General features: G+C 72.8%; 9 protein-coding genes. 5 read left to right on the top strand and 4 right to left on the bottom strand.

What is annotated here, in order from left to right; translation table 11 throughout:
* The first annotated feature begins 6 nt into the window (after nucleotides 1-6).
* The 5 genes from ABZU25_RS00640 (at nucleotide 7) to ABZU25_RS00620 (ending at nucleotide 6,023) form a co-directional block, all read left to right on the top strand.
* Nucleotides 7-1,179: a siderophore biosynthesis protein gene (locus ABZU25_RS00640; RefSeq protein ID WP_355027186.1), complete on the top strand. Its 1,173-nt coding sequence runs from the start codon at nucleotides 7-9 to the stop codon at nucleotides 1,177-1,179.
* A complete protein-coding gene (locus tag ABZU25_RS00635; RefSeq protein ID WP_355027185.1) occupies nucleotides 1,176-2,801 on the top strand; it encodes an IucA/IucC family siderophore biosynthesis protein in 1,626 nt (541 codons plus the stop codon). Before ABZU25_RS00640 ends, ABZU25_RS00635 begins: the two co-directional genes overlap by 4 nt.
* Nucleotides 2,798-4,396 (top strand): IucA/IucC family protein, encoded by a 1,599-nt coding sequence (locus tag ABZU25_RS00630; protein ID WP_355027184.1) that lies wholly within the window; start codon nucleotides 2,798-2,800, stop codon nucleotides 4,394-4,396. Before ABZU25_RS00635 ends, ABZU25_RS00630 begins: the two co-directional genes overlap by 4 nt.
* Nucleotides 4,393-5,553, top strand: a complete 1,161-nt coding sequence (locus ABZU25_RS00625) for an alanine racemase (protein WP_355027183.1) — start codon at nucleotides 4,393-4,395, stop codon at nucleotides 5,551-5,553. The genes ABZU25_RS00630 and ABZU25_RS00625 overlap by 4 nt, the downstream gene beginning before the upstream one ends.
* A gap of 68 nt (nucleotides 5,554-5,621) precedes the next feature.
* Nucleotides 5,622-6,023 carry an STAS domain-containing protein gene (locus ABZU25_RS00620; RefSeq protein WP_355027182.1) on the top strand — a complete coding sequence of 134 codons (402 nt, stop codon included), beginning with the start codon at nucleotides 5,622-5,624 and terminating at the stop codon, nucleotides 6,021-6,023.
* Between the two features lie 9 nt (nucleotides 6,024-6,032).
* Here the strand turns inward: ABZU25_RS00620 and ABZU25_RS00615 are convergent, their stop codons facing one another.
* From ABZU25_RS00615 to ABZU25_RS00600, 4 genes are read right to left on the bottom strand one after another with little or no spacing between them, the layout of a single operon-like run.
* A complete protein-coding gene (locus ABZU25_RS00615; RefSeq protein WP_355027181.1) occupies nucleotides 6,033-7,280 on the bottom strand; it encodes a PP2C family protein-serine/threonine phosphatase in 1,248 nt (415 codons plus the stop codon).
* Nucleotides 7,281-7,324: 44 nt separating this feature from the next.
* Nucleotides 7,325-8,527 (bottom strand): MFS transporter, encoded by a 1,203-nt coding sequence (locus ABZU25_RS00610; protein WP_355027180.1) that lies wholly within the window; start codon nucleotides 8,525-8,527, stop codon nucleotides 7,325-7,327.
* A 29-nt stretch (nucleotides 8,528-8,556) separates the two neighbouring features.
* Nucleotides 8,557-9,378 carry an alpha/beta fold hydrolase gene (locus ABZU25_RS00605; RefSeq protein WP_355027179.1) on the bottom strand — a complete coding sequence of 274 codons (822 nt, stop codon included), beginning with the start codon at nucleotides 9,376-9,378 and terminating at the stop codon, nucleotides 8,557-8,559.
* Entirely contained in the window at nucleotides 9,375-12,530 is a 3,156-nt protein-coding gene (locus ABZU25_RS00600) for an amino acid adenylation domain-containing protein (RefSeq protein WP_355027178.1), read from the bottom strand. The genes ABZU25_RS00605 and ABZU25_RS00600 overlap by 4 nt, the downstream gene beginning before the upstream one ends.
* Nucleotides 12,531-12,593: the final 63 nt, after the last annotated feature.

Here is a 12,593-nt window from a genome sequence, read left to right as displayed (position 1 = left end):
GGCGGTATGAAGATCTACCTGACCGCGCTCAACCCCACCGACGCCGTCCTGGAAGGGTTCCTCCCGGCGGCGGCGTCGCTGGGGCTGTCGGCCACCGTGCTGACCGACCGGCCCACGGAATGGCCGGCGGACGCCCCGGTGACGCGCTGTGCGGTCCGGGACGTCGCCGCGGTGGTCGCGGCGACGGCACCGAACCGACCGGTGGCGCTACTGTCCAACAGCGACCATCTCCAGGAGGCCACCGCGATCGCCGCCGGAAAGCTCGGCCTGCCCGGCAAGGACCCGGACGCCGCCCGTCTCTGCAAGGACAAGGCCGCGGCCCGGCGGGCGATCGCGGCTGCCGGCCTCGATCTGGTACGCACCGTCACCATCGACCCCGGAAGCACGCCGGAGGCGCCGGCCGGGATGTTCCCGGCGGTGGTCAAACCCCGCGAGGGGGTGGCCAGCGAGGACGCGTACCTGGTGGTCGACCGGACCGAGCTGGTCGCCCGGGTCGCCGAGATCCGGGGCCGGCGGCCGGAGGTGGCCCTGGTGGTGGAGGAGTATCTCGCCGGAGAGCTGCGGACCTTCGAAACCCTCGGCGACGGCACCGATCTCGCCTCCCTCGGCGGGTGGCGCACCGGTCTCGGGCCGCCACCGACCTTCACCGAGGAGAGCCTCGCCTGGTCGCCCCCGACCGAGCCGGCGAGCACCCAACTGCGGGCGTGCCTCGACGCGCTCGGGGTCGGCTTCGGCGCCTGCCACACCGAGTACGTCGTCTCCGACGACGGCCGGGTCCGGCTCATCGAGGTGAACTACCGCCTCATCGGCGACCGGATGGACCTGATCCTCGCCGAGCTGCTCGGCGTGCCGCTGTTCGAACACGTCATCCGGCTGCACCTCGGCGAGCCGGTGGCCGCCCTCGGCCTACCCAGCACCGTCGACCGGTACGCCCAGGTCGAGTACGTCTGCGCGGACCGGCCGGGCCGGCTCACCGCCGCACCGGGTCCGCTGGACACCGGGGATGGCGCGGTCCGGCTGGGCTGCCGTCCGCTGCGCGCGGTGGGCCGCTTCGCCGAGCACACCGGCACGAACCGCGACTACCTGGCCGTGCTGCACGCGATCGGCCCGGACCAGGACAGCGTCCGGACGTCGTTGGCCGCCTTCCGGGGCGACCTCCAGTGGACCATCGTCGAGTGAGCGACGACTGCGAGCGGGAGGTGTTCACCCGGGTGCTCGACGCCCTGCTGCGCGAGGATCACCTCGGTCTGCTCAGCACCGGCCGCCCGGACGGACTCGACTGGTGGCAGGTGCCGCACCCCGCCGGCCTGCTGCGCATCCCGGTGCGGGTGGACGGCTTCCAGCAGGCCCTGCGCAGCGCCGCGCCGACGGTACTGGTGCTGGCCGACGGCGCCACCCACCGGACGGACACCCTGGCCGGGCTGTTGACGTTGCTCGCCCCACGGGACAACGCCGAGGCGGCTGCCGGCTGGCGGGACTTCGGCGCCGAGTGCCGTGCCGACCTCCGGGCCCGGCGGCTCGCGGCCCGGCATCGACCACGGGTCTTCGCCGAGCTGGCCGACGCGCGCGCGAGCACCCCGACCGGTCTGCCGGCGGCGCTCCTGGACGACGTGCTCGCCGCCCACCACGGCCACCCCGTCTACCCCACCGACCGGTGCCGGCACGGTCTCACCGACGACGAACTGCTCCGGTACGCCCCGGAGCACGCCCCGCGTTTCACGCTGCGCTGGCACGCCGCACCCGCCCAGGACGTCCGGCTCACCGGTGAGCTGCCATCCTGGTGGCCGCGCGCACCGCGACCGGATCAGCTGATGCTGCCCGTGCATCCGATCACCGCCGCCCGCGACGCGCTACCGGTGACGGACCGGCCGGCGATCTCCGTGCGGCCCACCCTCTCCATGCGGACGGTGGCGCTCGACCACGACCCGTACCTGCACCTCAAGCTGCCGCTACCAACCGCGAGCCTCGGCGCCCGCAACCGACGCACCCTGCACCCCGGCTCGCTGGCCGACGGCGCGACCGTCGCCGCGCTGCTCGACCGGACCGCCAACGCCGAACCCGCCTTCGCCGGGCGGATCCGGCACGCCGACGAGAGCACCTGGGCGCACGTCGGCGGCGACGAGCGGCGCAGCTTCCTGCTGCGCCGGTTTCCGCGCGACCTGGCCGGGGTCCAGGTGGTGCCGGTCGCGGCCCTCGCCGCCACCGACCCGGTCGCGGGCACGGTGCTGGCCCGGATCAGCCCCGAACGGCCCGAAGAGCTGCTGGAGTCCTACCTGGACCTGCTGCTCGACTGGCACGTCTTCCTGTGGTTACGCCACGGCATCGCCCTTGAGGCGCACCCGCAGAACATCCACCTGCTGGTGCACCCCGACGGCACTGTCGGCCTGCTCTACAAGGACAACGACGGCGCTCGACTCGACACCCGGTACGGTGGCCCGAGCGGGCTCGCCCTGCACGACGACCGGATGTGGGCGCGCGATCCGCAGGAGCTGGCCGACGTGTTCATCACCATCACCCTGCACCTGGCCGCCGCCGCGCCGCTTGTCGCCCTGGCCGCCCGAGGGCTGCCCGTGCCGTCCCCCGCCGAGGCGCTGGCGCCCCGGCTCGCCGCCGCCCGGGACCGGTGGGGCGACGGGCCGGTGGCACGGACCCTCACCGAACAGGTCCTGCGCGCCGCCCAGCTGCCCATCAAGGCGATGCTCACCGCCGGCACCCTGCTGCCCAAGCAGCGGCTGGGCTGCACCGACATCAACAAGTACTACCTGCGTACCGGCCCGAACTACCTCCGGGAGACACGATGACGAGCGTGCGGTTGCGCTCCCGGCCGGCCACCGCCCCCGGCCAGCTCGCCGACCTGGCCGCCGCCCACGCCGTCTTTGGCTGCCTGATCCGCGAACTCGCCCCGCCGGACGGTGCCCCGATCACTGTCGACGGTGCCGCCCGGGTGCTGCTGCGACACCTCCACGTCACGCTGCGCTGCGCCGTCGCGCGGGCCGGACCGCTCGGCGCGCACCGCTACGCCGGCCCGGTGCAGCGGATGACCGACGCTGGACGCTGGGAGGACCTGGACGCCGACGGGCTGGCCGCGCTGGTCGCGGCGGAACTCACCACTCGTACCGGCCTGGCGAACGACGAGTTCGTCGAGCAGGTCCGGGCCAGCCGGGACACAGTGGCCCGGCTGCTGACCGAACGACCGGCCGCGGACCCCGCCCCCACCGGCGAGCCCGCCATCGACGCGTACGTCGACTCGGAGCAGTCACTGGTCTTCGGCCACCCGCACCACCCCACCCCGAAGTGGCGCAGCGGCGACCCGGAGCGCTGGCGGGCGTACGCGCCGGAGCTGCGCACCTCGTTCCGGCTGCACTGGCTCGCCGTACCGGAAGACCTGGTCGCCGGCGCCGGGCCGTTCGATCCGCTCGTGGCCGCCCTCGATCCGCCCCAACCGCCGCGCGGGCACCGCGTCCTGCCGGTGCATCCCTGGCAGCTGTCACTGCTCCCGCCCACCCATCCACGGCTGCGCGACCTGGGGGAGGCCGGCGTACCGGTGCGGCCGACGGCGAGCGTCCGCACCCTCTACGCCCCGGCGGCCGACCTGTTCGTCAAGACCAGCCTGCACGTGCGGATCACCAACTGCCTGCGCAAGAACGCCCGGTACGAACTGACCGGCGCGGTCGCCCTGACCGACCTGCTGGCCCGGGTGCCGCTGCCGGACGGGGTCGGGCTGCTCGCCGAGCCCGCCTACCGCACCGTCGACGTTCCCGGCCCGGACGAGGCGTACGGGACGATCCTGCGTACCGGCCTGCGCCCGCACCTGCGACCCGGGGACACCCCGATCCTGGCGGCGGCGCTGGCTGCCGAGCCGCTTGTGACACCGGACCCGGTGGCCTGGTGGCGGGCGTACGTCGAGCTGCTGGTGCCGGCGGTGCTGCGCTGCTGGCTCGGCCACGGTGTGGTGCACGAGGCGCACCTGCAGAACGTTGTCGTCGTGCTCGACAGCGACCGCCGCCCGGTACGCATGCTGCTGCGCGACCTGGAGGGGGTGAAGCTCGCCGCCGACCGGTGGGCCACCTGGCCGGACGGCGTCCCGGCGCAGGTCCGCTACTCCCCTCGGGACGCCCGTCGCCGGATCGTCTACTGCCTGTTCGTCAACCACCTCGGTGGTATCTGCGGGGCCCTCTCCGACGCGCGGCCGGGCGTCGAACGGCGGCTGTGGCAGGAGCTGCGGACCGTCGTCGAGGCGGTCGCCGCCGACCTCGACGATCCGCCCGAGCTGCGCGCGCTGCTCAACGGCGAGCCGCTGGTGGCCAAGGCCAACCTCCTGGTCCGGTGGCGGCGCGACGCGGACCGGGCCGCACCGTTCGTGCCGGTGCCCAACCCGTTGGGCCGGCCACGGTGACCCGACCGGTCTACGTCCACGACCTCGACGCGCTGGCCGCACACGCCGGAGCCATCCGGGCGGCGCTGCCCCGCCCGGTCGAGGTGCTCTACGCGGTCAAGGCCAACCCGGACCGCGGCGTACTGCGGACCCTCGCCCCGGTCGTCGACGGGTTCGAGGCCGCGAGCCGGGGCGAGCTGCGGAGACTGGCCGAGGTGCTGCCGGGTCGCGCCCCGGCCGCGTACGCCGGTCCGGGTAAGACCGACGCGGACCTCGCCGCCGCGCTGGCCGCCGGGGTGCGGCGCATCCACGTCGAATCGCCCGCCGAGCTTCGGCGACTCGGCGCGCTGGCCACTGCGTCCGGCCGGTCCGCCCAGGTGCTGCTGCGGGTGAACCTGCCGGTCGACGCGCCCGGCGCGAGCCTGCTCATGGGTGGCGGGCCCAGCCCGTTCGGCATGGATCCGGCCGACGCTGTGGAGTGCGCCCGCCGACCGCCCGCCGGCATCGACGTACGCGGAGTCCACGCTCATCTGGCCAGCGGGCTGGACGCCCCGCTGGCCGCTGCGGTCGCCGCCGCCGTGGTTCGTTGGGCGGCAGCCGAGGTCGGTGCCGTCGAGGTCGACGTCGGCGGGGGCATGGCCGTCGACTACGCCGACCCGGCCGCCCGATTCGACTGGGTTGGCTACGGCGGAGCACTGGCCGACGTCCTCGACGCGCACCCGGGGGTGCGGCTGCGGATCGAGCCGGGCCGGTCGGTCACCGCCTACTGCGGGGCGTACCTCACCGAGGTGATCGACGTGAAGCGCTCCTACGGCGAGTGGTTCGTGGTGGTGGCCGGCGGCACCCACCACCTGCGCACACCGGCGGCGAAGGGACACCCGCAGCCGTTCACAGTGCATCGGCGCCGCGGGTCCGGGCCGGAGCGCACCGACGGCGGGCCGGTCACCGTGGTCGGGCAGCTCTGCACCCCGAAGGACGTGCTGTCCTCCTCGGCCACCGCCGGGCCGATCGGCGTGGGTGACGTGCTGGCCTTCGCCATGGCCGGCGCGTACGCCTGGAACATCAGTCACCGCGACTTCCTGCTGCACGAACCGCCGCTCTTCCGCACCGGTGACCCGCTCCGGGTGGCCGCCGAATGGGCTGCCCGACCCGAGGCGGTCGTGTTGCGAAGTCCGTAGCGCCCCGCCGGTGGGGGAACGCCTCGACGAGCGATCGCGGCTCATTTCTGGCACCGTGGGTGTAGCGCGTGGCGCGACGTGTCGCCGAGTTGCCGGCGACGCCGTATCGAGGGGGTTTCGTGGACTTCACACTGTCGACGCGACAGGGGCGGATTGGGACCGTGGTGGAGGTCACCGGCGACCTGGACATGAGCACCACGCCCGAGCTACGGGACCAGTTGCGCCAGCTGGTGGAGAGCGGTGCCCAGGTGGTGGTCGTCGACCTGACCGGCGTCCCGTTCATGGACTCCAGCGGCCTGGGCGCGCTTGTGGTCGCCTACCGGGACCTGCGGGAGCGGGGCGGCTCGCTCGCCCTGGCCGGGGTCAAACGCTCGGTCCGCACGGTGTTCTCGATCACCTCGGTCGACCGGGTCATCGATCTGTTCGACACGGTGGACGACGCCGAGGAGGCGGCACGGAGGGTGGCGTGACCACCCTCGCTAGGGGGAGGTGCTGACTCGGGCGGTGTCCGCGCCAGCGGTGCTCGACCGTGAGCCCTGGCCCCCGTACCAGTCGATGATGAGCAGGGTCGCGTCGTCGGCCAGGACCGGCCCGGCGATTGCCAGCACCTCGTCGGACAGCGCCCGGACCGCCTCGCGTGGATGCAGGTGGGAGATGCGCAGCAGGGCGGCGGGCAGGTCCAGGTCGGCGGCGTTACGATCGCGCATCCCGTCGGTGACGATGACCAGCCGGTCACCGGGCAGCAGGGACACCTCGCCGCTGCGGAAGCCCTCGTCGGGAAACAGACCCAACGGGAAGTTGGCGGGCAGTTCCACCGGCGTGGCCCGGCCGTCCCGGACCAGCATTGGCGGAACGTGGCCGGCGTTGAGCAGCTCACAACGCCCGGTGGTCAGTTCGATGCGGCCCAGCACGGCAGTCACGTAGGCGCCGCGTACGTTGGCGTGCTCGGTGAGGGCCTGGTTGGCCACCTCGGCCTGGGTTACGAGGTTGTCGCCGCGCCGGCGGATGTTGCGCAGGCTGCCCACCCCGAGCGTGGCGGTCAGCGCGCTGGCCACGCCGTGGCCCATGGCGTCGGTGACGCTGACGTGCAGCACGTCGCGGGCCACGCTGTAGTCGAAGGTGTCCCCGCCGACGCTGGCGGCGGGCTCCAGCCAGCCGGAGAGCGCGAATGTGCTGGCCTCGCAGGTGAACGAGGCGGGCAGCAGGCGGCGTTGGATCTCGGCGGAGAGGGTGAACGGGGTGCTGCGTTGTCCCCACTCGAACAGGTCGGTGTGCCGGCGGTTGGCGATGACCACGAACGCCAGCGCGTGCGCGGTGCGGGCGATCCGCGCGAGCATCGCCGCGTCCGGCTCGTCCGGCAGGTCGATCTCCAGCAGGCCGATGGCCTCGCCGCGTTCGGTGATGGGTGCGAGCACCGTGCACCCCTCATCGCCGCCGGGAAGTACCCGGACGGCCTGCTGGCGCAGCGTCTGTTCGTGGGGCCCGCCATCGAAGGGTAGGACCTCGGCCGCCTCCGCACCCTGACGCCGGCCGGGGTGGCCGGTAGTTGCGTGGTGCGTCAGCCGAACCAGCGCTCGACCGCTGAGATCGGCGATGAGCAGCGAGACGCCGAGGGCGTTCAACGCCTTGCTGATCTTGCCGGTGACGGCCTGCACCGCCTCGACCGGCGCGGCTTCCTCGGCCGACTGCAGCATCCCGGTCAGCACGGCCTCCTCGTTGTCGTCCACCGGTCGAGCATAGGCAACCACCGGAAATCCCGACATCTTCCACCTCAGTCGGCCCCCACCGTCGCGGCCACCTTCTCGTCGCCCGGCTGCCGCTCGTCGGACGGCAGCAGCGACTCCGCCAGCAGGATCAGCAACGAGGCTGCGGTCAGCGCACCACCCAGCAGGAACCCGGCCCGCGCGTCGAACGGCCCCAGCAGCAGGCCACCGAAGAGAGCGCCGAGCGCCACGCCGATGTTGAACGCGGCCGAGTTGGCCGCGAACCCGATCTCGGTGCGTCCGGGTGCCACCCGGAGGATCCGTGCCTGCGTGGCCATGAAGACCGGCGCCGCGGAGCAACCCAGCACGGCCAGCAGGATCACGACCGCGACCTGGTTTTCGGCGAGAACGCCCAGACTGAGCAGGGCGACCGCCTGCACGCCGACCGTCAGGAGCAGTGACCCCCGTGGCATCCGGTCCAGCAGTGGTCCCACCGCCACCACACCCGCGGTGCCCGCCGCACCGAAGACGAACAGCATCGTCCCGACGTTGTTCGCACTGAATCCGGACAGGTTGGTGAGGAAGTCCGTGATGTAGGTGAAGCCGGCGAACATGCCGGTCACGGAGAGGGCGGTGGTGGCGATGACGATGCCGAATCGACGGCCGTCCGGGTGGGAGCCGAAGGCCCCGTGGCTCTCCTCCGGCCGGCTGGTCGGCAGCAGTGTCGCGACGACGACAAGGGCCACCAGGGCCAGCGCGCTGAGCACGAAGAACGGCACCTGCCAGCGGCTGTGCTGGCCGAGCCAGGTGCCGGCGGGAACGCCCAGCACCGTGGCCAGCGACCCGAAGACCGACATCACCGCGATGACGCGGCCACGGCGCTCCGGGGAGAAGAGTCCCACCGCCGTCGGGCCGAGGACCGCCCAGAACAGCGCCTGCGCGATGGCCGTCGTCACGCGGGTCCCGAACAGAATCGGGTACGACTCGACAAGCACCGAGGCGAGTGTGCTGAGCACCAGGACGACAAGCAGTGCGCTGAGGACGTGCCGACGCGGCATCCGCCGGGTCAGGAATGCCAGGGGCAGGGAGAACAGTGCGACGGTGAGGCCGTAGCCGGTGACGAGGAAGCCCGCCGACGGCAGTGACACGTCCAGATCCGCCGAGATGAGGCTCAGCAGACCAATGGGCAGGTTCTCCGTTGTGTTGAAGACGAAAGCCGACAGGGCCAGGGCTGCCAGGACTGTGACCCGGCTCCAGAGCGTGGACCGCATACGGTGGGAACTCCTCTCGAGTTTCTGATTCACGTGCCGTTCACCTGTTGACCGTCGTCGAGTCCACGCTGGATCAGCGCACCCATTGCCGCCAATGCCAAACCATGCCAGATCGTATAGTGATCTCCCTTTATCGTGCAGTCGTCGAGGCTGTTGACGATCGCGCGCCACCGGACGGCATCCGCCGACGACTCCGTCGCCCGGATGAGCGTCACCGGCCCGGGATAGCGGCCGGTCGGACGGTAGGAGCCGAGGGCGCGCAGGTGGGCGTCGAAGGGACCGTACCGGCCGTGCAGGAACTCGGCGTCACACTCCGGTGGCAGCACGCCGCCACGGACCACCGCCGCGAAGACCTCGCCGACGTCCGCGTCCTCGGGGATCTGCGCCAGGGCGGCCCGGACCGACTCGCGCGGACCGCCGCCGAGCGCGACGAGGTCCTGCACCAGCAGACGCGCCGCGGTCCCCCGGGCCGGGACGGCGAGCGGGCCGGGTGCCGGCGGGTCGACGAGGATCAGGCGCGGCACGACGGCCCCGGCCGCGACCAGGCGACATGCCAGGTCGTACGCGACGACAGCCCCCATCGACCAGCCCAGCAGCGCCACCGGACGACCCTCGCGGTGCCGGTGCAGCGCGGCCAGATAGCGCTCCGAGTGCGCCGGCACCGAGTCGAGCGGGCTCTCCTCGTTGTCGAAGCCGGGCGCCTCCAGGGCGTAGACGGGCTGCTCGGGATGCAACAGCGGCACCAGGGGCCGGTAGCCGTGCGGCGACCCGGAGATCGGCGGTGCGCAGAAGAGCGGCGCCCGGGAGCCGCCCTGGCGCAGGGGCAGCACCGGGTCGAAGCTGTCCGTCACGACGGGCCCCCGCCCGTCGCCGCCGCGCCGCCGTCGATGCGTTCGGCGATGGCCCGGACGGTCGACGTTCCGTAGAGCTGCCGCAGGTTCAGCTTGACGCCGAACTCGCGGGTGATCCGGGTGATGACACGCATCGCCTGTAGCGACGAGCCGCCGAGGTCGAACAGGTTCGCGTCGGCCCCCACGTCGGCCCGGCCGAGCACGTCGGCGAAGATCCCGACGAGTGCCGCCTCGGTCGCGGTGGCCGGGGGAGTGACAGTGTCCGCGACGTGATCGTCGGCGTCCGGGTCCGGCAGGGCAGCCCGGTCCACCTTCGCCGAGGACGTCATGGGCAGCTCGTCGCAGAACACCCACGCGGAGGGGATCATCGGCTGCGGCAGGGTCCCCCCGAGGAACTCCCGCAGTTGGCTCGGCGTCGGGCGCTCCCGCCCCTCGGGGACGAGGTAGCCGACCAGGCGCTGACCGCCGTCGCGGTCCGGGCGTACGGCCACCACGGCCAGCCGAATCCCCGGGTGAGCCAGCAGGGCGGACTCGATCTCGCCGGGCTCGACGCGGATGCCGCGCAGCTTCACCTGCGTGTCGATCCGACCGAGGTACTCCAGGTCCCCGTCGGCGTTCCACCGGACGAGGTCGCCACTGCGGTAGATCCGGCCGTCGGGACGCAGCGGGTCGGTCTGGAACCGGTCGGCAGTGAGTTCCGGTTGGTTGAGGTATCCACGCGCCAGTCCCGCGCCGCCGATGAGCAGTTCCCCGGGCGCGCCGCGCGGCACGAGGCGTCCGGCCGGGTTCACCACGTACAGCCGGCGGCCCGGGTGCGGCCGGCCGATCGGCGGTGGTGTTCGCCACGTACCCGACCCGCAGTCGTGATCGGTGCAGCCCACGGCGACCTCGGTCGGGCCGTAGAGGTTGAACAGGGTGCGCCCGGGACGGATCCAGGCGTTCGCCAACTCCGCCGACAGCGCCTCGCCGAGGCTCACGACGCGAGTCAGCGTGGGGTACGGGTCGGTCTCCAGCAGGCTCAGCATTGTCGGTGTCAGCGCCGCGCAGGTGACCTCCTCGCGGCGTACCAGCGCTGCCACCTCGGTGGGTGACGCGCCCTCCTCGGGTGCCACCAGCACGAGCGTGGCCCCGGCCAGCAGGCTGGCGAAGATCTCCCCCCAGGACACGTCGAAGGTGAGCGCCGCGAACTGGAGGACCCGGTCGCCCGGCCCCAGACCGAGCAACTGCTGGTAGTGCTCCGCGTACAGCCCGATCGCGCCGTGCTCGACCTGGACGCCCTTCGGGCGGCCCGTGGAGCCCGAGGTGTAGAGCAGGTAGGCCAGGGACTCGGGGCCGGCCTGGTCCGGTAGCGCGGTGTCCTCCGGCTCCGCGGCGGGCGGCTCGTCGAGCAGCAGGACGCGCCACCCGTCGGGTTCGGGCAACCGGTCGGCGAGCGCACGGCGGCTGACCACGACGCGGGCGTCGGCGTCGTTGATGAGGTACGACATCCGTTCCACCGGATCGCCCGGGTCGAGCGGGGCGATGGCACCGCCGGCCCGCAACACCCCGAGCATGGCGGGCAGGACGTCGAGGTCGCGGTCCAGGACCAGCGCCACGACGTCCTGATGGCGTACGCCCTGGGCGCGCAGCCGCCCGGCCACCCGTTCGGCCTGCGCCCACAGCTCGCCGTAGGTCAGTTCCCGACCGCGGCAGATCGCCGCCACGGCGTCCGGGGCGACCGCGGCGGCTGCCGCGATGCCCGCGTGCAGCGGTCGCTGCCCAACGGTGGCGGGACCGCCGTCGCCCAGCTGGAGCAACGCCTGCTGCTCCGCCTCCGACAGCAACGGCAGGCAGGACAGCGGCGTGGACAACTCGTCGGGCAGGACCCGCAGGACCCGTTCGATCTGGTCGGCCAGGGCTTCGATGCGCCAGCGGTCGAACAGGTCGGTCGCGTAGTCGACGTGCAACGACAGGCGGTCGCCGCTCAGCGTGAAGTCGAGCGAGAGGTCGAACGGGGCGCGGCCGGAGGGGGGCACGAGTCGCGCGGCGGCGATGCCGGGCAGATCGAGGCCGTCTCCGGTGGTGCCGTCGCCGAGCAGTTGGGTGACGACCTGGAAGAGCGGGTTACGCGATCCGTCGCGCACCGGGCGCACCCGCTCCACGACCTTCTCAAACGGGACGTCCTCGTGGCCGTACAGCCCGAAGCTGGCGTCGACGACCCGCTCCAGCAGCCCGCCGAGGGTGAGGTCACCGCTGAGGTCCAGCCGCAGCACCACCATGTTCACGAACAGGCCGACGGTGTCCTCCAGGTCGGGGTCGGCACGACCGAGCATGGGTACGCCGAGCGGGATGTCCTCCTGCCGGGAGTGCGCGTGCAGCACCGCGGCCAGTCCGGTGTTGAGCACCATGAACAGCGAGGCGTTTGCCGCACCGGCCACCGTGCGCAGCGCGGTCAGCAGCGCGTCGTCGAAGTGGCGTACCACAGTGCCGCCCCGCTGGCTGGGCACCGGCGGTCGCGGGCGGTCGGCGGGCAGCTCCAGGGTGGGCAGCCCGCGCAGTGCCTCCTCCCAGTGCTGGAGCCCTTCCTCCAGCGCGTCGTCGGTCAGCCGCTCGGCCTGCTCGCGCAGGTAGCTGGCAAAGTCGGATCGCGGGACCGGCAGGCGCGGCACCTCCCCGTCGACGAGGGCACGGTAGGCCGTGGAGAGGTCCCGCTTGACGATTCCGGTCGACCAACCGTCGGTGACCACGTGGTGGAACGCGAGCACCAGGATGTGGTCGGACTCGTCGACCCGGATCAACCGGAACCGGTACAGCGGGCCGACGTGCAGGTCGAAGGGCGTGGTGACCTCCGCGTGCAGCGCGTCGGTGATCGCCTCGTCGCGGTCGCCGGACGCGGGCAGGTCGACGATGTCCAGCTCGACGTCCTCCGGTGGCGGACCGAGCACCTGGTACGGCACGCCGTCGCTGACGGCGAACCGGGTGCGCAGGCCGTCGTGCCGGCGCAGCAACGCGGTCAACGCGGCGCGCAGCGCCCCGATGTCGAGCGCGCCACGCAGTCGATAGATCAGCGGGCTGTTGTAGGTGGACTCACCCGGGCTGAGCTGGTCGATGAGCCACAGCTGGCGCTGCGCGTGGGACAGCGGCAGCCGAACCTCACTGGATGGCGTCGTCATGGCGGTCCTCCATCGGTATTTTTAGCGATGTCGATATTGCGCGGTGCTCGGGTGCTTGCCGAC

This window comes from Micromonospora sp. NPDC005215 (genome assembly GCF_040607915.1).
Taxonomy (GTDB): domain Bacteria; phylum Actinomycetota; class Actinomycetes; order Mycobacteriales; family Micromonosporaceae; genus Micromonospora.
The sequence above is the reverse complement of the archived record's forward strand: the minus strand, read 5'-3'. Positions and strand labels throughout refer to the sequence as shown.